A 20253-nucleotide genomic window follows, 5' to 3' on the forward strand; every position below is an offset into this window, starting at 1 on the left:
CGGTGCAGTATACGCGATCTTGCGTATGCGTGGGCTGCATAAATTCGAGCCATCCTCACGGGCACCAATCGCGTGTTCTCGAACAAAAGTGGGGTGCTCATGTCAGACGAAGCAAACAAGGGCCTGTTGTCGCCGCTGCGGCGCAAATTATTGATGGGAATGGCCGCGGTCCCGGCCATCACCATGCTGCCGCGCGGGTCATTTGCGCAGGCGCCGGCGACCTCGGCGGTCAACACCACGGGTCTGGCCGTCACCGACACCGAGGTCACGGTCGGCATCCTGCATTCGGCGACCGGCACCATGGCGATCTCCGAGACCGGCTCGATCCAGGCCGAAAAGCTTGCGATCGAGCAGATCAACGCGGCCGGCGGCGTGCTCGGCCGCAAGATCAAGTTCATCCAGGAGGACGGCGCATCGGACTGGCCGACCTTCGCCGAGAAGGCGAAGAAGCTCCTCGTCAACGACAAGGTCGCGGCGATCATGGGCTGCTGGACCTCGGCCTCGCGCAAGGCGGTGCTGCCGGTCGTCGAGCAATATAACGGCATGCTCTACTACCCGACCTTCTACGAAGGCCTCGAGCAGTCCAAGAACGTCATCTATACCGGCCAGGAAGCGACCCAGCAGATTCTCGCCGGCCTGAACTGGATCGCCAAGGAGAAGGGCGCCAAGTCCTTCTTCTTCATCGGCTCGGATTACATCTGGCCGCGCACCTCCAACAAGATCGCGCGCAAGCACGTCGAGAACGTGCTCAAGGGCAAAGTGGTCGGCGAGGAATATTATGCGCTCGGCTCGACGCAGTTCAATTCGGTCATCAACAAGATCAAGCTGACCAAGCCGGACGTGATCTTCACCGACGTCGTCGGCGGTTCCAACGTCGCCTTCTACAAGCAGCTCAAGGCGGCCGGCATCGATCTCTCCAAGCAGGCACTGCTGACGATCTCGGTGACCGAGGACGAGATCGACGGTATCGGCGGTGAGAACATCGCGGGCGCCTATGCCTGCATGAAGTACTTCCAGTCGCTCGACAATGCGAACAACAAGGCTTTCGTCTCGGCGTTCAAGAAGATGTGGGGCGAGAAGACCGTGATCGGAGACGTCACCCAGGCTGCCTATCTCGGCCCGTGGCTGTGGAAGCTGACGGTCGAAAAGGCCGGCTCTTTCGACGTCGACAAGATCGCCACGGCTTCTACGGGTGTCGAGTTCAAGGGCGCGCCGGAAGGCTATGTGCGCATCCACGAGAACCATCACCTCTGGTCGAAGACCCGGGTGGGGCGCGCCAAGCTCGATGGCCAGTTCGAGCTGATCTACGAGACCGCCGATCTCGTCGAGCCGGATCCGTTCCCGAAGGGTTACCAGTAAGAAGCGTTACCGGTAAGTCGCGGCGCCCGTCGCACCCCCTCAAGGCAAAACCGCTCCCTGGCGTGGATCGCAAGTCCATGCCTCAAGCCCCCGCGTCGCGAACCTGCTCGCGACGCGGGACCCTTTCCCGACGGAGGACATGGATGTTTGGCGACTATTCGATTGGCGACCTCGGCTCGATCTTCGTCATGCAGGGGTTTGCCGGACTGATCCTGTTCTCCGTCTATGTCCTGATGGCGCTCGGCCTTGCGATCATCTTCGGCCAGATGGGCGTCATCAACATGGCCCATGGCGAGTTCATGATCCTCGGGGCCTACGTCACCTGGATGACCTCCAATCTCTTCCAGGCCTATTTGCCGAGCCTGTTCAGCGGCTACTTCTTCCTCGCCATGATACTGGCCTTCCTCGCCTCGGGCGCGCTGGGCATGCTGGTGGAATGGGGGTTGATACGGCACCTCTACAAGCGCCCGCTCGATACGCTGCTCGCCACCTGGGGCCTCAGCCTGATGCTGCAGCAGGCCTATCGCTCGGTGTTTGGCGCGCGCGAGGTCGGCGTCGAGCTGCCGCAATGGATGCTGGGCTCGCTCCGCGTCACCGACAGCATCGAGGTGCCGATCAACGGCGTCTTCGTGATGTGCCTCACCGTGCTGATCACCATCGCCGTCGCCTACGTCCTCTACATGTCGCGCTGGGGCCGCCAGGTGCGCGCGGTCGTGCAGAACCGCATCATGGCCGGCGCGGTTGGCATCAACACCGAGAAGGTCGACCGCTACACCTTCGGCCTTGGCTGCGGCATCGCCGGTGTCGCCGGCAGCGCCTTCACCATGATCGGCTCGACCGGGCCGACGTCGGGGCAGCTCTACATCGTCGACACCTTCCTCGTCGTCGTGTTCGGCGGCGCCGCCAGCCTGCTCGGCACCATCGCCTCGGCCTTCTCGATCTCGCAGACGCAATCGACGCTCGAGTTCTTCATGTCGGGCTCGATGGCCAAGGTGCTCACGCTGCTCGCCGTCGTCGGCATCCTGATGCTGCGGCCGCAGGGTCTGTTCGCCCTCAAGGTCCGCAAATAACGAGAAGCAGGCAAGTCATGATCATCAATTCACGCTTCTTCAACCGATCCGAACTGATGGGCTTCATTGCGCTCGCCGCCGTGCTGTTCGTGATCCTGCCGCTGACGCTGGACGTGTTCCGCCTCAACCTGGTCGCGAAATATCTGACCTATGCCTTCGTCGCGATCGGCCTCGTGCTGTGCTGGGGCTACGGCGGCATCTTGAGCCTGGGGCAGGGCGTGTTCTTCGGACTCGGCGGCTATTGCATGGCGATGTTCCTCAAGCTCGAGGCCTCCAGCGTCGAGAATACCAAGATCCAGTCGACGCCCGGCATCCCCGATTTCATGGACTGGAATCAGATCACGGCGCTGCCGTTCTTCTGGCAGCCGTTTCACAGCCTCACCTTCACCATCCTCGCCATCATCCTGGTCCCCGGCCTGTTCGCTCTGATCATCGGCACCGCGATGTTCAAGCGCCGCGTCGGCGGCACCTATTTCGCGATCATCACCCAGGCCGTCGCCGCCATCCTGACCATCCTCATCGTCGGCCAGCAGGGCTATACCGGCGGCATCAACGGCATGACCGATCTGCGCACGCTGAAGGGTTGGGACATCCGGCCCGACCACGCCAAGATCGTCCTGTACTTCGTCGAGGTGGTGTTGCTGTTCGCTTGCATCGGCATCGCGCAGTTCATCCGCCTGACCAAGCTCGGCCGTATCCTGGTGGCGATGCGCGAGCAGGAGGATCGCGTCCGCTTCTCCGGCTACAGCGTCGCCAATTTCAAGATCTTCGCCTTCTGCATGGCCGCGGTCTTCGCCGCGATCGGTGGGGCCATGTTCGCGCTCAACGTCGGCTTCATGTCGCCATCCTTCGTCGGCATCGTGCCGTCGATCGAGATGGTGATCTACACCGCGGTCGGCGGGCGGATGTCGATCTTCGGCGCGGTCTGGGGCGCGATCCTGGTGAATTTCGCCAAGACCAGCCTGTCGGAATCCTTCCCGCAACTCTGGTTGTTCGGCCTCGGCGCGCTGTTCATCGCCGTCGTGCTCGCTTTCCCGAACGGCTTGTCCGGGCTCTGGGCCGACTACGTGCAGCCGCGCATCGACCGGCTGTTCGCCTCGCGCAAGGCGAAGGAGAACTGGACCGACAATTCCGTCGCCGACGGCGCGCCGGCAGAGTGAGGAGGCGATCATGCTCATCGGTCATCAGCCGAAGGACTTCCTGCTCGCGGTCTCCGGCCTCACCGTCTCGTTCGACGGGTTCAAGGCGGTCAACGATCTCTCGTTCTATGTCGAGGAGAACGAGATCCGCGTCATCATCGGCCCCAACGGCGCCGGCAAGACCACGGTGCTCGATCTGATCTGCGGCAAGACCAAGGCGACCTCGGGCTCGATCCAGTTTCGTGGCAAGGAGCTCACGAAGATGAAGGAGAACGAGATCGTGCAGACCGGCGTCGGGCGCAAGTTCCAGACGCCGTCGGTGTTCGAGGATCTCACCGTATTCGAGAACCTCGAGATCTCGTTTCCGCGCGGCCGCACCGTGTTCGGCTCTCTGACCTTCCAGCGCGACCAGCTGGTGAAGGAGCGGGTCGAGGAGGTCGCGGAGATGATCTTCCTCAAGGACAAGCTCAACACCTATGCCGACGAGCTCAGCCACGGCCAGAAGCAGTGGCTCGAGATCGGCATGCTGCTGATCCAGGATCCCGACCTCTTGATGCTCGACGAGCCCGTCGCCGGCATGAGCGTGTCCGAGCGCGCCAAGACCGCCGAGCTGCTCAACCGCATCATCAAGAACCGTTCGGTGCTGGTGATCGAGCACGACATGAAGTTCGTCGAGGACATCGCGCACAAGGTCACCGTGCTGCACCAGGGCCAGATCCTCTCGGAAGGGACGATGGAGAAGGTGAAGAACGATCCCAAGGTCATCGAAGTGTACCTCGGTCACTAGCGCATGATCCCGGAAAGTGGCGTCCGGTTTCCGGACAAGATCATGCGCAAGAAGCAAGGAGCACGCTGATGCTGGCTATTTCCGATCTCCACGTCGCCTACGGCCAGAGCGAGGTGCTGCACGGGCTCAACGTCAGGGTCGCGGCGAACGAGATCGTTGCGATCATGGGCCGCAACGGCATGGGCAAGACCACGCTGATGAAGTCGCTGATGGGCATCCTGCCGGCCAAGAGCGGCTCGGTGAACATGGATGGCGCCGAGCTCGGCAACCTCAAGAGCTTTGAGCGCGTCGCCAAGGGTCTCGCCTACGTGCCGCAGGGCCGCATGATCTTCTCCACCATGACGGTGAAGGAGAACATCGAGACCGGGCTCGTCGTCTCCGGCGGCTCCGAGGTGCCTGACGACATCTACGAACTGTTCCCGGTGCTGCTGGAGATGAAGGGCCGCCGTGGCGGCAATCTCTCCGGCGGGCAACAGCAACAATTGGCGATCGCGCGCGCGCTCGCCACCAAGCCGAAGGTGCTGCTGCTGGACGAGCCGACCGAAGGCATCCAGCCCTCGATCATCAAGGAGATGGCGCGCACGTTGAAGCGCATCCGCGACGAGAAGGGGCTGTCGATCGTCGTGTCCGAGCAGGTCCTCAGTTTCGCGCTCGACATCGCCGATCGCGTGCTGGTGATCGAGAACGGCGAGATCGTGCGCGACGATCCGCGCGATGCCGTCGATGCCGCGCAGGTCTCGAAATATCTGTCCGTCTAACCAACCGTGTAAAAGGGGAGCATCTCGATGCCAGAGACACTGATCAAGGTCGATCTCACCAAGTCGGCCTATGAAAACGACATGGTGCACAACCGCTGGCACCCCGACATCCCGATCGTGGCCTGGGTCAATCCCGGCGACGATTTCATCATCGAGACCTATGACTGGACCGGCGGCTTCATCAAGAACAACGATTCCGCCGACGACGTGCGCGACATCGACCTGTCGATCGTGCACTTCCTCTCCGGCCCGATCGGCGTCAAGGGCGCCGAGCCCGGCGACCTTCTCGTCGTCGACCTGCTCGACGTCGGTCCGCTCAAGGAGAGCCTGTGGGGCTTCAACGGCTTCTTCTCCAAGCAGAACGGCGGCGGCTTCCTCACCGACCATTTCCCGCTGGCGCAGAAGTCGATCTGGGACATCAAGGGTCTCTACACCTCATCGCGTCACGTGCCCGGCGTCAACTTTGCCGGTCTGATCCATCCTGGCCTGATCGGCTGTCTGCCCGATCCGAAGATGCTGGACACCTGGAATAAGCGCGAGGCCGAGCTGATCTCGACCAACCCGACCCGCGTGCCCGGCCTTGCCAATCCGCCGTTCGCGCCGACCGCCCATGGCGGCCGCGCCAAGGGCGATGTGAAAGCCAAGATCGGCGCCGAGGGTGCGCGCACCGTGCCGCCGCGCGAGCATGGCGGCAATTGCGACATCAAGGATCTCTCGCGCGGCTCGAAGATCTACTTCCCGGTCTACGTCCCCGGCGCAGGCCTTTCGATGGGCGACCTGCACTTCAGCCAGGGCGACGGCGAGATCACCTTCTGCGGTGCGATCGAGATGGCCGGCTGGCTGCACCTGAAAGTCGAGGTGATCAAGGACGGCATGTCGAAATACGGCATCAAGAATCCGATCTTCAAGCCATCGCCGATCACGCCGAACTACAAGGACTATCTGATCTTCGAGGGCATCTCGGTGGACGAGGCCGGCAAGCAGCACTATCTCGACGTCCACATCGCCTATCGCCAGGCCTGCTTGAATGCGATCGAGTATCTCAAGAAGTTCGGCTATTCCGGCGCCCAGGCCTATTCGATCCTCGGCACCGCGCCGTGCCAGGGCCACATTTCCGGCGTCGTCGACGTACCCAACGCCTGCGCCACGCTGTGGCTGCCGACCGAGATCTTCGACTTCGACGTGATGCCGTCGGCGGCCGGACCCATCAAGCACATCACCGGCGACATCCAGATGCCGATCTCGCCGGACAAATGACGCCGCGCTCCCTCTCCCCGTTCTCACGGGGAGAGGGCCGGGGTGAGGGGCTGTCTCCACACGCACGGTGGCAGCGAGTTGTGTGAACAGGCAAGAGCGTAGGTGATGCGATGCCGGTCTACGAATATCTCTGTGACGATTGCGGTCCCTTCAAGGACCTGCGCCCGATGGCGGAATGCGACGATCCGCAGAGCTGCCCACACTGCGAGACGATGGCGCCCCGCGTCATCCTGACGGCGCCGAACTTCTTCTGCATGCCGGCGGAGAAGCGCAAGGCGCACGCCGTCAACGAACGCAGCACGCACGCGCCGCAGACGCTGGCGCAATATAAGGCCTCGCACGGCCCGGGCTGCGGCTGCTGCTCCTCGGGCAAGACCGTGAAGGACAAGAGCGCGGCGGACAGGACAAAGCCGGCGCGGCTGATGACCAAGACCAAAAGCGGCGCCAAGGGCTTTCCGACCGCACGCCCTTGGATGATCAGCCACTAACCCACGCCAGCATCAGACAACAGGAGCGCTCCACATGCTTCACGGTGACATCTCCAGCAGCAACGACACGGTCGGCGTCGCGGTGGTCAATTACAAGATGCCCCGCCTGCACACCAAGGCCGAGGTGCTCGACAACGCCCGCAAGATCGCCGACATGATCGTCGGCATGAAGGTCGGGCTGCCCGGCATGGATCTCGTGATCTTCCCGGAATATTCCACGCAAGGCATCATGTACGATGCCAAGGAGATGTACGAGACGGCCTCGATGGTGCCGGGCGAGGAGACCGCGATCTTCGCGGAAGCCTGCCGCAAGGCCAAAGTGTGGGGCGTGTTCTCGCTCACCGGCGAACGCCACGAGGAGCATCCGCACAAGGCGCCGTACAACACCCTGATCCTCATGAACGACAAGGGCGAGATCGTGCAGAAGTATCGCAAGATCATGCCCTGGGTGCCGATCGAAGGCTGGTACCCCGGCAATTGCACCTATGTCTCCGAGGGGCCCAAGGGTCTGAAGGTCAGCCTGATCATCTGCGATGACGGCAATTATCCGGAGATCTGGCGCGACTGCGCCATGAAGGGCGCGGAGCTGATCGTGCGCTGCCAGGGCTACATGTATCCGGCCAAGGAGCAGCAGGTCATGATCTCCAAGGCCATGGCCTGGGCCAACAACGTCTATGTCGCGGTCGCCAATGCCGCCGGCTTCGACGGGGTCTACTCCTATTTCGGCCACTCCGCGATCATCGGTTTCGACGGCCGCACGCTCGGCGAATGCGGCGAGGAGGATTACGGCATCCAGTACGCGCAGCTGTCGAAGCATCTGATCCGCGACGCGCGCCGCAACGGCCAGTCGCAGAACCATCTCTACAAGCTGGTTCACCGCGGCTACACCGGCATGATCAATTCCGGCGACAGCCCGCGCGGCGTCGCCGTGTGCCCGTATGACTTCTACAAGAACTGGATCAGGGATCCCGAAGGCACGCGCGACATGGTCGAGGCAATGACCCGCTCGACGCCGGGCACCGAGGAATGCCCGATCGACGGCATCCCGAACGGCGCGGCGGCGTCCAACTATTAAGCCATTATCGGCCACGCCACGTTGAGCGGCTCGAGGCGCGTCCGCCTGTCGCGGTAGCTCGGAGCCAACGGCATGTCTCGCGTGCTGCGCCGTCGATGTGAACGGTCGTCCATATGGCATTGGGGTCGCACACGACGCCCGTGCGCGAATTGATCATTCTGCGCGGTAAAAGCGTGGCGCAGTTGCAACATGATCTTTTGAATCAACCCAGGTTGCGCCTTCGTACGGTGATTCCGTCGATTCCGTAGTTCCACGGGTGGACCCGGTCGCCTAGTTTACCGGCGGCGCCGCTGGGAGCGCCATTGAGGGCTTTGGGGTGGGCGTTCGATTGCCATCGAGCGGGCGAGGTGGGTTGCGTCTTGGCGTGGTCGCATCGTCTGTCGTGACGGTCATTTTCAGCCTTGGCCTGCCCGCGACATCGGCGCGGGCGGACTGCGCACCCGACCCGGCGACGAGCGGGCAGACGGTGACGTGCAGCGGCAGCGATGCTGATGGTTTTGCAGCCGGCGGCGGCGTCACCAACCTGACTGTGAATGTGCTGACGGGTGCGACCGTCAACGACAACGGCACGGCGTCGATCAACGTCAACGACACCAACGTCGTTACCAATAACGGGACCGTGTCGGCCGGCTCGGGCCTCACCGGCATCAATGGCGGCAATCTCAACACCGTGACCAACAACGGCAACGTCACGGTAATCGGCAACGGTCTCGGAATTTCGTTGCTGAGCAACAACACCATCGCCAACAATGGTACGATCAACACGGGTGATGGTGGCGCAGCGATCTCGGTCCAGGACAACAACGTCATCGGCAATAGCGGCGCGCTGTCCGTGGGCGCCGGAAGCTCCGGTATCTTCGCCGGCGTGAACAACACGATCACCAATTCCGCCAGCGGCACGATCACGGGCCTGGACAACACGATCGGCATCTACGTTTTCGGCAATGCGAGCGTCACCAATGCGGGCGCAGTCTCGGTCGGCGCCTCGATCGGAAGTTCCGGCGGAATTTTCGCGATCAATGATGGCAATACCGTCACGAACGCAGCGACCGGCAGCATCTCCGTCGGTCAGAGCGCCACCGGCATCTTTGCGCAGGGCAACACCGAGACAGTCAGCAACGCTGGCAGCATCAGCGTCGCGCAGTTCGGCATGGGCATCGCCGTGATCGGCCATAATGCGAAGGTGACCAATACCGGAACGGTCACTGGGGTCGATTCCACGGCCGGCATGCAAGTGCAGGGCAATTTCGCCGTCGTTACCCAGAATGGAACGGTCAATGTGGGTGTAGGAGGCATGGGCATTGGTCTGACCGGCGTGTCGGGCACGCTCACCAACAACGGCACCATTGTCGGAGGCGATGGCGCATACGGCATGACGCTGCTTGGTGACGACAACGTCGTAACTAATCGCGGCACGATCACAGTCGGCGACATCGGCACCGGCATTTATGCGACCACGATCTCGACGACCAACCAGATCGTCAATACCGGTACCATCAACGTCGGTGTTAATGGCGTCGGAATCAGTCTGAGCAATGGCGGCAGCGTCTTCAACTCCGGCACGATCAATGCGGCAACCGGCTTCGCCGCGATCGATCTTTGCGGTTGTAGCAACAGCATACTCACGCTCGGCCCGGGCAGCATCATCAACGGGCAGGTTCTTGCATCCGGCACCGACACATTCCAGCTCGGTGGCAGCGGCAAGGACACGTTCAATCTCGGCCTGATCGGAACCGGCCTCCAGTACGACGGCTTCTCGACCTTCAACAAGATCGACAGCTCGGCCTGGACTGTGACCGGCATAGGCAATCAGGACTGGAACGTTCTCGGTGGAACGCTCGTCCTCGCAGGCACGATCAACGGCAATGTGACCGTCGCCGCCGGCACGTTCGGCGGCGTCGGCACGGTCAACAACATCGTCGTTAATGGCGGCGCGCTGGCACCGGGCAGTCCCACGGGAACGCTCAACGTGACCGGCGATCTCACCTTCGCTACCGCGTCGAGCTACATGGTGCAGGTCTCGGGAGCGAGCAACGGCGTCGCAGTCGTGACCGGAACGGCGACGCTCAACAGCGCCACCGTCGTCGTGGTGCCGACCGGCTCGATCGCAAAGCACTATACGATCCTGACGGCGGGAACGCTGCCGGATACTTTCAATCCGGTCGTGACGGGCCTGTCGCCAAACCTGCATGCGACGTTGAGCTACGACCCCAACAACGTCTTCCTCGACCTTGCGCTGGGTTATGGCAGCGGCCTCAACATCAACCAGCAGAATGTCGCTAACGCCCTGACGCGTGTCTTCAACACCACCGGCAGCCTGCCTGTTGCCCTCGCGAACCTCACCCCGGAGGGCTTGACGCAGGCCTCCGGCGAGTCCGCGACAGGCTCGCAGCAGACGACGTTCAACGCGATGAACCTGTTCCTCGGCCTGCTCACCGATGTCTACAATTCGGGACGGGGCGGCATGTCAGGTGCGACGCCATATGCCAGCGATGTGACCGCAAATGCCTACGCCGCACGTCGCCAGGACGCGCGCGACGCCTTTGCCTCGATCTACCGCAAGGCGCCGGCCGCGACTTTCGAGCAGCGTTGGGACGTGTGGGCGGCCGGCTATGGCGGCTCGCAGGCTACCGACGGCCATGTTGCTCTCGGCTCGAACGACACCACCAGCAGCGTCTACGGCACGGCCGTCGGCCTCGACTACCGCTTCTCGCCGTCGACGCTCGCCGGCTTCGCGCTTGCCGGCGGCGGCACCAGCTTCGGGGTCAACGGCCTTGGCTGGGGCCGTTCCGATCTGTTCCAGGCCGGCGCGTTCGTGCGCCACACCACTGGGCCCGCCTATGTCACGGCTGCGCTGGCCTATGGTTGGCAGGACGTCACCACCAATCGCGTCGTCACCGCGGCCGGGTTCGACCAGCTGCGCGCCCAGTTCAATACCAACGCGTTCTCGGGCCGCGTCGAGGGCGGTTATCGCTACGCCATGCAATGGGCCGGCGTTACGCCCTACGCCGCGCTCCAGGCCATCTTGTTCAGCCTTCCCTCCTATGCAGAGGCGGCCGTGGTCGGCAGCAACGTCTTCGCGCTCAACTATGCCGCCAAGGATGTAACCAGCACGCGCTCCGAGCTCGGCCTGCGCGCGGACCGGTCCTTTGCCGCGGCCGGCGGCCTGATGACCCTGCGCGGCCGTCTCGCCTGGGCGCATGACTACAACCCGGATCGCAGCATCGGCGCGGTGTTTCAGACCCTGCCTGGATCGGCCTTCGTGGTGAACGGCGCCGCGCAGGCGCGCGACTCGGCGCTAACCACGGCATCGGCTCAGATGAACTGGATGAACGGCTGGTCCGCGTCGGCGACCTTCGAGGGCGAGTTCTCGAATGTCACCCGCTCCTACGCCGGCAAGGGCCTCGTGCGCTACGCGTGGTAGGCGCGATTGATAGGCCACGGCGGGATTGCCATCCTCCCCTGGAGGGGGAGGATCGGTTCGCATGCAGCGAAGCGCAATGCGAACCGTGGTGGGGTGACAGTCCATCCGCAGTTCACACTGCCCGCGTTGAGAGATCACCCCACCCCGCTCGCGCTTCGCGCGATCGACCCTCCCCCTCCAGGGGAGGGTAAGCACTACCGCTTCTGCTCCGTGGGCCTGCGCGGCGGGCGCGGGGGCCGCGGCGGCGCCGGCGTGCCGCTCATCTTGTTGGCGGCCTCGCTGACGTCGAGCAGCGAGCGGCGAATGTCGTCGAGGTAGGCCGCCGATTTCTTCTTCATGGTGCCGGCAAGCTCGTGCAGTCCCTGGATCTTCTCGAACAGCTCGTCGGCCTTGCCGTCGACGAAGCCCGGCACCGCGCCCTCGATCTTGGCGACCGCCTTGTCGAAGCCCGCAAAGGCGCTGTCGACCTTGGCCATGACCGAATCGATCTCGGCGCCCTTGCTCCTGAGGTCGGCGGTATAGGTCTCGAACGTGTGCAGGCCCTCCTTGATTGCGGGGGCGTTGTTCACGATGGTGCGGTCGACGCTGTGCAGGGTTTCGACGATGGTTTCGGCGTCGCTGAGATCGGCCGTCAGCACCGGGATGCCGTCCGCGTCCAGCGGCACCGGCGGTGCAGAGGGGGCGCCGCCGATGAGTGAGATCGCGGCAATGCCGGTGAGGCCCTGGAACTCGATTCCGGCCACGGTGTCCTTGCGAATCGGCGCGGTGTTGTCGAGCATGACGAGTGCCACGATCCTGCGCGGACTATCCAGCTTGATCGACAGGATCTGGCCGGCGGGCACGCCGTCGAAATTGACCGGCCCGCCGCGGCGCAGCCCGCTGGCGGAGCCGCCCTCGAACACCACGCGCAACTGGCTGCGGCTCTGGATGGTGCGCCATTTCTGCGCGCCGAGCAGGCCGCCGAACGCCACGGCGATCGCCGCCAGCGTTGCCGTTCCGATCACAAGATTGCTCGCGCGTGCCATGCAGGGGCGATTTTACGGCCAAAGCGGGGAAGTTGGAAGGAGCCCGCGATGTTACGTAGGACGGGTTAGCGAAGCGTAACCCGCCACCATCTCTCGTACGCCTGGGGATGAATTGGTGGATTACGCTGCGCTAATCCACCCTACGGCACGGCGCGACGTCAATGCCCGGCCGCCCGCTTTGCCGCAGCATTGTTCAGCACGATCAGGGCATCGACGGCCACGCCCGTCCTGGTGTTGATCAGGAACGGGTTGATGTCGATCGAGGCGATGCGATCGCCCGCATCCGCGATCAGGTTGGACAGCCCGACCAGCGCCTTCACCGCCGAGGCCTCGTGCAAGACCGGCCTGCCGCGATAGCCGCGCATCTTGACGCCGGCCTTGGTGCGGCCGATCAGGAGCCGTGCCTCGCTCTCATCCAGCGGCGCGCCGGCGAGCGCGACGTCCTTCATCAGCTCGATATCGATGCCGCCGGTGCCGAACAGCACGACCGGGCCCATCTCTGCATCGAGCGAGGCGCCGACGACGAGCTCGAGCTCGGCCTTGACTTGCTGTGCGATCAGGATGCCGTCGAGCTTCGGCTTGCCCTTGAGCTTCGCCACGCGCGCGGTGATGTCGGCGAACGCCTTCTTCACCTCGGCTGCGCTGTTGAGGTTCAGCACCACGCCGCCGATGTCGGACTTGTGCAGGATCTCCGCACTGACGAGTTTTGCCACGACCGGAAAACCGATCTGCTTGGCAATCTTGATGGCGTCCGCCGCGGTCTGTGCGATCGCCTCCTTCGAGATCGGGATGCCGTAGGCCTTGAGCAGCTTCTTCGAGGCGACCTCGTCGAGCGCAGCACCGGTCGCCGATTTCAACGTCCTCTCCAGCACGGCGCGGGCGGCGGGTTTCGAGCTCGAGACGATATCGGGCACCTCCTTGCGCAGCTTCGCATAGGCGAGCAGCGACTTGATCGCGGTCACCGCGCGGTCCATGCCCTGCATCACCGCGAGATGCGGCAGCGACTTCCGCAAGTCCTTGGTGTATTCGGTGAAGCCGATCGACATCGCGCTGATGTAGATCACCGGCTTGCCCGCCTGGCTCGCCATCTCGTTGACGATGCGCAAATTGCGCTCGCGCAGCTCATGCGGCGCCTTCGGCAGCTCGGCATCGACGATGACGATGTCGATATCGGGGTCGTCGATCATCAGCTTGATCGATTTCATGTAGACGGAGGGATCGACCACTGCGGCAAAGCCAGCATCGAGCGGATTGCCGACGATCGAGCCGGGGCCGAGCATCTTCGCCAGCTCCGCGCTGACATGCGGGCTCAGCGGCGCGAAGTTCAGGCCTGCGGCATAGAAGGCGTCGATCAGCATGCCGCGCTTGCCGCCGGACAGCGTCACAGCGGCGAGCCGGTAGCCTTTCGGAACGGCCGCGTGCACGAAGCACTCGGTGGTCTCGATCAGCTCGTCGAGGCCGCCGACCCGGATCACCCCTTCGCGCGTCGCGATCGCGTCGAACGTCTCGATCGAGCCGGCGAGTGCGCCGGTGTGGGCCATCGCCGCGGCGCGGCCGCCTTCGGAGGCGCCGAGCTTGAGCGCGATCACCGGCTTGCTCGCCGCGCGTGCCGCCTTGCAGGCATCGCGGAACGCCTTGGTGTTGCGCACCCCTTCGAGATAGACGACGATCACCTTGATGCTCGGATCCTCGGCGAAATAGCGCATCAGATCCGGCGTCTCGAGCCCGGCCTCGTTGCCCGTGGTCACCATGTAGCCGACGCCGACACCCCGGTCTTCCAGCGTCTGGCGGATCGCCATGACGATCGCGCCGGATTGGCCGGCGATCGCCACCGCGCCCTGTTCCATGGTGACGATGCGATCGTCGATATTGGTGAAGAGCTTCTCGCCGGCGCTCAAATTGCCGAGGCAGTTCGGGCCCGTGACCGCGAGCCCCGTCTCGCGCACCGCAGCCTGCAATTCGGCAGCGAGCTTCTGGCTTTCGTCATCCTGCAGCTCGCTGAAGCCGGAGGTGACGATGGTGGCCGACCGCGCGCCGGCTGCGGCGGCGTCGCGGATCACCTGCACGGCAAAGCGCGCAGGCACCAGCACCAGGACGTGATCGGGCTTCTCCGGAAGACTCGCAAAGTCCTTGTAGCAGGGAACGCCCCAGACGGTGTCGCGCTTGGCGTTGACCGGATAGAGCCCGCCTTCGAAACCATATTTGATCAGATTGTTCCAGATGCGCTCGGCATAATTGCCGGGCTTGTCGGTCGCGCCCACCAGCACGATGTTGTGCGGGTGCAGCATTGCGTGGATGCCCTTGACGATGTCGCTGGCATCGGGCGGCGGAGACCATGGACGTGATGCGGGCGCAGCAGACACACGGGCTTCCATGGCGTGACCTCACCTGTTGTTCTTATTGCTGTCGCGTCACTCTGTTCTATGGCGAGTCCTTTGGCAACTGTGTGGCTGGTATGCCGTGTGGTGGAATGAAGCGCGCACCGGTGCGTGTCAGTCCGATCGGCGCTCTATCCGTCGGCGCCAATCAATGTCGCATGCACGATGTAGCGCTCGGGGCCGGATGTGACGGCATCGAATGGCCAGCAGGTCGCGAGAACAAGCTCGAAACCCTGTGCCATGGGATCGATGCCGGATGCATCGAAGCGAACCACGGCCGAGGAATCCGCGCGATAGCGAAAGTGTCGACCGTCACTGCGCGTGACATCGATGACGTCGCCAATGGCAACATCCTTCAGGAAGCGGAAATGAGTGTCGCGATGGGCGGCATAGACGGCGATCCCGCGTTCGCCCGCATCAGCCGTGTGCTGGATATGACCGGGCCCGAAAGCGAGCGCTTGTCCGCTCGTGCCTTCCAGCACGATGGCGCTGGCACCGATCCGCTTCACCTCGATCCGCGCGACCGGCCAGGTGTCGGCCCAGGACCAGGGCTTTACCGCCTGTCCCGTGGCAATGCTCCTGTCGAAGGCGCGCTCCAGCAGCACCTGCGCCAGCCACGCCTTGGCGTAAATATAGGCGCCGTCGCCGAACAGGATGAGGCCGACAAGCGCGAGGACCAGCGGAGAGATGAAGCGGGACATTGTGTTTCGTCTCCCGTCATTGCGAGCGAAGCGAAGCAATCCAGACTGTCTCCGCGGCGGCAGTCTGGATTGCTTCGTCGCTTCGCTCCTCGCAATGACAGTGAAAAAAGGCGCGCGCGGCCGTTTGGAGGGGACGGGCAGCCGCGCGCGCTAACAGAGGAGTTCGGGGAGCTCCTCTCTCAAGCGGCGTCGGTGAGCAAGGTCCGACGCCGCTTGAACACGAACAGGATCAGGGCGAGCACGATCAGGATAAAACCCGCGATCATCTTCAGCTCGGCCGAGGTCGCGGTCTTGGGTAGGCGGATCGCATCGGGCCTAGCAGGCGTCGGCCGTCGCGTTGCCGGCTGATTGCGCGCATCGGCATGGCGCTCGTGCAGCTGCGTCGGCGTCAGATGCGGCCGCTCGCCAAACTCCTTCTCGAAGTCCCAGCCCGCGGGCAGGTTGATCGGCAGTTCGCTGAGCTTGAGCGGTTCGCCTTCGGGACGGCTTGGCGTCTTGTCGACCGCGACGAGGCTGGTCAGCCGCGTGACGATCTGATGGTCGAGCGCCAGCGCCAGGATCGCCTTGTCAGCTTCCTCCGGCGTCATTTCGCGCAGGGTGCGCGCGACCTCCGCATCGGCGATCTTCCGCCTGGCCCAGAGCTTCGACAGGCCCTTGCCTTCGGCTGCGTTTTGCAGCGGCAGCGTCGCCGACCATGGGCGGCCGCCGACGCGGCCCTTGATCTCGAGCGAGCCCGCGAGCTTGTCGAGCCTCGCCGCCAGCACCAGGGGCTCGTCGCGATAGACGTCGGGAATGATCGCCGGGGTGACGTCGGCCTTGGCCTCGGAAAACGTTGCGGTGAGGCCGGTCACGGCCGGATTCTCCAGCTTGGCGAACAGGCCGCGCATGCGCTCCTCCACTTGCTCGGTGGAGCCGATATGGGTGAAGGCGCCGCGGCCGAGCTCGGCGGCGCGGGTCATCAGATAGGTGTTGGGCGCGGACCCGATGCCGACCGTGAAGATGCGCGAGCGGCCGCGCATCGTCGTGATCGCATCGAACAATTGCTGCTCGTTGCCGATCGCGCCGTCGGTCAGGAACACGACCTGGCGGACCATGCCGGTGTCGCCGAGCCTGTCGGCCAGTGCCGCGCGCATCGCCGGCACCATCTCGGTGCCGCCGCGCGCCTGCAAGGCGCCGACGAAGGAGGTCGCCTCGCCGACATGCGCAGCATCGGCCGGCACGGAGGCCGGAAACAGCATGTCCATGGTGTCATCGAAGCGGATCACGTTGAAGCGGTCATTCGGCTGCAGGCGGCCGAGAGCGTAGAGCAGGCTTGCCTTGGCCTGCACGATGGACGTGCCGCCCATCGAGCCGGAATTGTCGATCACGAACACGACCTCGCGGGGCAGCGGCTTCTGCGCCGCCTGCTCGGCGCTCGGTGGGGTGACGAAGGCGAGCAGGTAATCGGCATCGCCGATGTGCTCGCGGAACAGTCCGACCGATGGCGCTGTCTCGGCAGCCGGCTTCCAGGTCAGCTCGAAATCACGGTCGGCGGGCACAGCACCGTCGGCGAGCGTCACCACGCGCGTCATGTTGTCCGGGCTTTCCGTCTTGACGGCGTGATGGTGGCTCTTGACCTCGCCGAGCGCAAAGCCGGCCTGCAGGCGCACAATGATGCTGGTCGGATTGAGCGGCGGATGTTTGGCGGGATCCAGCACAGGCGGCGAGATGCGCTCGCGATCCGGCACCGGGTCCGACGTCGCCGCGCCCCAGCCCGAGCCGTCCTTGCGGAAATCGACGCTCTGGATGATCGGTACGGGATTGTAGCGCGGCCCGACCACGAGCGGCAGGCGCAACGAGTATTCGTTGCCGACTTGATGCACCGGCTCCTGGTACTCGATCTGCACCAGCACGGTTTCGCCGGGACCGATATTGGCGACCGAGTTGGTGAAGATGTTCGGCCGCTCCTGCTCGGTGAGCGCGGCCTTCTGGCCGGCGCGGCGCGCCTCCTCGTAGATCACGCGCGCTTGCTGCCGTTCCTTGATGTCGCCGATGATGACGCGGTCGCCGACCACCATCTTCAGTGTGTCGACGGCGCCGCCGGCCGCGAGCGGATAGACGTAGGTGGCCTCGACCCAATCCTTGGTCGGGTTGCGAAATGCTTGCGTGACGCGGGCGCGCAAGGTCGGGCCCGACACGGTAATGTCGATATCGGTCCCGAGGCGAATCGCCTCCGTGGTAGTGCCGTCCTCTTTCAGTAGCAGGCTGCCCGACCGTGCTTCGCCGGGCTGGAGCAGGCTGGCCTGTTCGGTCGTCGCCGACCAGCTCGCCCCGAAACTCACCAGCAGGGCCAGGAAGGCGACCAGCATCACGGCGATGCCCTGCGCCAGAAGGAACAGTCCGACCTTGATGAGGCGGCTCAACAGCGGGTGGTCGTCGCCGTCGGCCGTGTCGTAGGCGTTCATTTGGCTTGCTCCGAAGCATGTTTGCTGGTCCTCAGCATCCGCCGGCGGGGCGGGATTTCGCGAGCAGAATGATCGGCAATGTTCCGCCGCGGCCGGCCCAGGCTCGCTTGAGCCGGGGCGGTCATGTGCGGTTTTGTGCTGGTTTGTCCGCCCTGCTAGAGTGACCGGCCTGGAGCGGGGCTGACGATGCAGATGCAGGACAAACTCACGGACAAGCAGCTTTCGGACGAGCAGAGCCGCGAGATCGCCGAGACCATTCGCGAGGAGCTCGCCCGGCGCCGGATGTCCCGGCAGGCGCTGGCCGAGCAAGCCAAGCTCAGCCTGTCGACGCTGGAGAAGGTGCTCGGCGGCCGGCGGCCGTTCACGCTGGCGACGACAGTCCGGCTGGAGCAGGCGCTCGGCGTTTCCTTGCGCAAAAATGTCGTCGCGGCGGCGCCTCCCGCCGCAAACGACGTCGCGCCCGACAGTCTCGGCTCCTATGCCCATCGCGCGGTGACCTGGCTCGAGGACGTCTACATCACCCTGCGGCCGTCGTTCGGCGACAAGGATGCGATCTTCGCCTATCGCACCGAGATCGCCTGGGAGCCGAAGCTCTCGTCGCTGGTCTTCCGCGAGGGCGATCGGACCGATGCCGCCTACGAGCATACCGGCGAGGTCGCCGTTCCCCATCAGTCCGGCTTCATCTACCTCGTCATCATCAAGCACGGCCAGCACCGCGTGATCACGGTGTCGCGGCCGACGGTATCAGGCGAGATGTACGGCATCATCTCGACGCTGCGCGCCGGGCCCGGCTCGCAGCTCACGCCGATCGCCGCGCCGATCGCCTATGTGCCGCTCAGGAATATCCCAAAACCTTCCTTGGGCCGGGTTGCGCCCGAGGATCCCAACCACGCCTTGTATCGAAAGCACTTGCGCCGCACGGTGGAAGAGCCGTTCGCGTTGTTTCTGACGCTGTGACAGCAATCCGCTGGGGGTGCGTTGCTGGCTTGCTCGAAGCGTTCGCGCCGATCAGCCACTCCGCGCAAGTGAACGGCCCAGGTTAGAGCCATGGTGGCTGAGACGAAACCGTTCGAGGCAAGTCTCGCGATGAAGAGCCCGTTCTATACCGCCGAGCACGACGCGTTCCGCGACGTGATGCGGCGCTTCGTCGAGAAGGAGATCGCGCCCTTTGCCCATGACTGGGACGAAGCCGGCGAATTCCCGCGCACGCTCTATCGCAAGGCGGCCGAAATTGGCCTCTTGGGACTTGGATTCCCGGAAGAATATGGCGGCGTCGCCGCCGACCAGTTCATGAAGATCGTGGCGAGCCAGGAGCTTGCGCGCGCCGGCGCAGGCGGCGTCAGCGCCAGCCTGATGAGCCATACGATCGGCTCTCCCCCGATCGCGCGGGCCGCACGCGCCGAGGTGAAGGCGCGCGTGCTGCCGCAGGTGCTGGCAGGCGAGAAGATCTCCGCACTGGCGATCACCGAACCGGGCGGCGGCTCGGACGTCGCGAACCTGCGCACTCGGGCGCGTCGCGACGGCGATGACTACGTCGTGAGCGGGGAGAAGACCTTCATCACGTCAGGGATGCGCGCCGATTACCTCACCGTTGCGGTGCGGACCGGCGGCGAGGGCGCCGGCGGCGTCAGCCTGCTCCTGATCGAAGGCGACACGCCCGGCCTGTCCAGGACCAAGCTGAAGAAGATGGGCTGGTGGGCCTCCGACACCGCGACGCTGCATTTCGACGCATGCCGCGTGCCCGCCGCAAACCTGATCGGTGAGGAGGGCCAAGGCTTCAAGATCATCATGCAGAACTTCAACAGCGAGCGCATGGGCATGGCCGCGAGCTGCACCGCCTTTGCGCGCGTCTGCCTCGACGAGGCCATCGCCTACGCAAAGGAGCGCAAGACCTTCGGCAAGCCGCTCGCGCAGCACCAGGTCATCCGCCACAAGATCGTCGACATGGCGCAGAAGGTGGCGGCATCGCAAGCCATGCTGGAGATGCTGGCCTGGCGGCTTGAGCAGGGCGAGAGCCCGGTCGCCGAAATCTGCATGATGAAGAACCAGGCGACGCAGACCATGGCTTTTTGCGCCTCGGAAGCCGTGCAGACCTTCGGCGGCGCCGGCTTCATGCGCGGCATCAAGGCCGAACGCATCTATCGCGAGGTCAAGGTCAACGCCATCGGCGGCGGCACCGAGGAGATCATGAAGGATCTGGCCTCGCGGCAGATGGGGTTGTGACTACGGCCGTCATTCCGGGGCGCGAAGCGCAGCGAAGCGAGCCCGGAATCCATCGGGCCGCAGACACCGTAGACAAATGGATTCCGGGCTCGCGCTACGCGCGCCCCGGAATGACGAGAGGACAA

The 20253-nt window shown here is 64.3% G+C and carries 15 protein-coding genes; 11 read left to right on the forward strand and 4 right to left on the reverse strand.

Translation table 11 applies throughout. The annotated features are described in order from the left end of the window. Positions 1-99 precede the first annotated feature (99 nt). The 9 genes from urtA to I6F31_RS35175 all read left to right on the forward strand — a co-directional run bounded on the left by urtA (position 100) and on the right by I6F31_RS35175 (position 11357). Positions 100-1359, forward strand: a complete 1260-nt coding sequence (urtA, locus tag I6F31_RS35135) for an urea ABC transporter substrate-binding protein (protein WP_036002134.1) — start codon at positions 100-102, stop codon at positions 1357-1359. 143 nt (positions 1360-1502) lie between these two features. Next, positions 1503-2429, forward strand: a complete 927-nt coding sequence (gene urtB, locus I6F31_RS35140; RefSeq protein ID WP_036002129.1) for an urea ABC transporter permease subunit UrtB — start codon at positions 1503-1505, stop codon at positions 2427-2429. Positions 2430-2446: 17 nt separating this feature from the next. Next, positions 2447-3589 (forward strand): urea ABC transporter permease subunit UrtC, encoded by a 1143-nt coding sequence (gene urtC, locus I6F31_RS35145; protein WP_225186950.1) that lies wholly within the window; start codon positions 2447-2449, stop codon positions 3587-3589. Between the two features lie 10 nt (positions 3590-3599). After that, positions 3600-4355, forward strand: a complete 756-nt coding sequence (urtD, locus tag I6F31_RS35150) for an urea ABC transporter ATP-binding protein UrtD (RefSeq protein ID WP_057025953.1) — start codon at positions 3600-3602, stop codon at positions 4353-4355. Between the two features lie 68 nt (positions 4356-4423). After that, positions 4424-5113 carry an urea ABC transporter ATP-binding subunit UrtE gene (urtE, locus tag I6F31_RS35155; protein WP_225186951.1) on the forward strand — a complete coding sequence of 230 codons (690 nt, stop codon included), beginning with the start codon at positions 4424-4426 and terminating at the stop codon, positions 5111-5113. A 27-nt stretch (positions 5114-5140) separates the two neighbouring features. Then, positions 5141-6370 (forward strand): formamidase, encoded by a 1230-nt coding sequence (gene fmdA / locus I6F31_RS35160; protein ID WP_028133835.1) that lies wholly within the window; start codon positions 5141-5143, stop codon positions 6368-6370. 110 nt (positions 6371-6480) lie between these two features. Further along, complete coding sequence (locus tag I6F31_RS35165; RefSeq protein WP_225186952.1) at positions 6481-6858, forward strand: zinc ribbon domain-containing protein; 378 nt, start codon at positions 6481-6483, stop codon at positions 6856-6858. Positions 6859-6892: 34 nt separating this feature from the next. Further along, the gene (locus tag I6F31_RS35170) at positions 6893-7933 is read left to right on the forward strand and encodes an aliphatic amidase (protein WP_225186953.1); all 1041 of its coding nucleotides are present in this window, start codon (positions 6893-6895) and stop codon (positions 7931-7933) included. Between the two features lie 382 nt (positions 7934-8315). Then, on the forward strand, positions 8316-11357 hold the full coding sequence (locus I6F31_RS35175) for an autotransporter domain-containing protein (protein ID WP_225186954.1): 3042 nt from the start codon (positions 8316-8318) through the stop codon (positions 11355-11357). A 194-nt stretch (positions 11358-11551) separates the two neighbouring features. Here the strand turns inward: I6F31_RS35175 and I6F31_RS35180 are convergent, their stop codons facing one another. The 4 genes from I6F31_RS35180 to I6F31_RS35195 form a co-directional block, all read right to left on the reverse strand. Continuing rightward, complete coding sequence (locus I6F31_RS35180; protein ID WP_036023901.1) at positions 11552-12382, reverse strand: MlaD family protein; 831 nt, start codon at positions 12380-12382, stop codon at positions 11552-11554. A 158-nt stretch (positions 12383-12540) separates the two neighbouring features. Next, the gene (locus tag I6F31_RS35185; RefSeq protein WP_225186955.1) at positions 12541-14757 is read right to left on the reverse strand and encodes an acetate--CoA ligase family protein; all 2217 of its coding nucleotides are present in this window, start codon (positions 14755-14757) and stop codon (positions 12541-12543) included. Between the two features lie 134 nt (positions 14758-14891). Next, positions 14892-15461, reverse strand: a complete 570-nt coding sequence (locus I6F31_RS35190; RefSeq protein ID WP_036023897.1) for a class GN sortase — start codon at positions 15459-15461, stop codon at positions 14892-14894. Between the two features lie 179 nt (positions 15462-15640). Further along, positions 15641-17905 carry a marine proteobacterial sortase target protein gene (locus I6F31_RS35195; RefSeq protein WP_225186956.1) on the reverse strand — a complete coding sequence of 755 codons (2265 nt, stop codon included), beginning with the start codon at positions 17903-17905 and terminating at the stop codon, positions 15641-15643. A 186-nt stretch (positions 17906-18091) separates the two neighbouring features. On the opposite strand from I6F31_RS35195, the gene I6F31_RS35200 reads away from it, so the two are divergent. Further along, complete coding sequence (locus I6F31_RS35200; protein WP_057025963.1) at positions 18092-18862, forward strand: helix-turn-helix transcriptional regulator; 771 nt, start codon at positions 18092-18094, stop codon at positions 18860-18862. A 129-nt stretch (positions 18863-18991) separates the two neighbouring features. Beyond that, the gene (locus I6F31_RS35205; protein ID WP_225186969.1) at positions 18992-20128 is read left to right on the forward strand and encodes an acyl-CoA dehydrogenase family protein; all 1137 of its coding nucleotides are present in this window, start codon (positions 18992-18994) and stop codon (positions 20126-20128) included. Positions 20129-20253 lie beyond the last annotated feature (125 nt).

The organism is Bradyrhizobium sp. NBAIM01 (genome assembly GCF_020194115.1).
GTDB classification, from domain to species: Bacteria; Pseudomonadota; Alphaproteobacteria; order Rhizobiales; family Xanthobacteraceae; genus Bradyrhizobium; species Bradyrhizobium yuanmingense.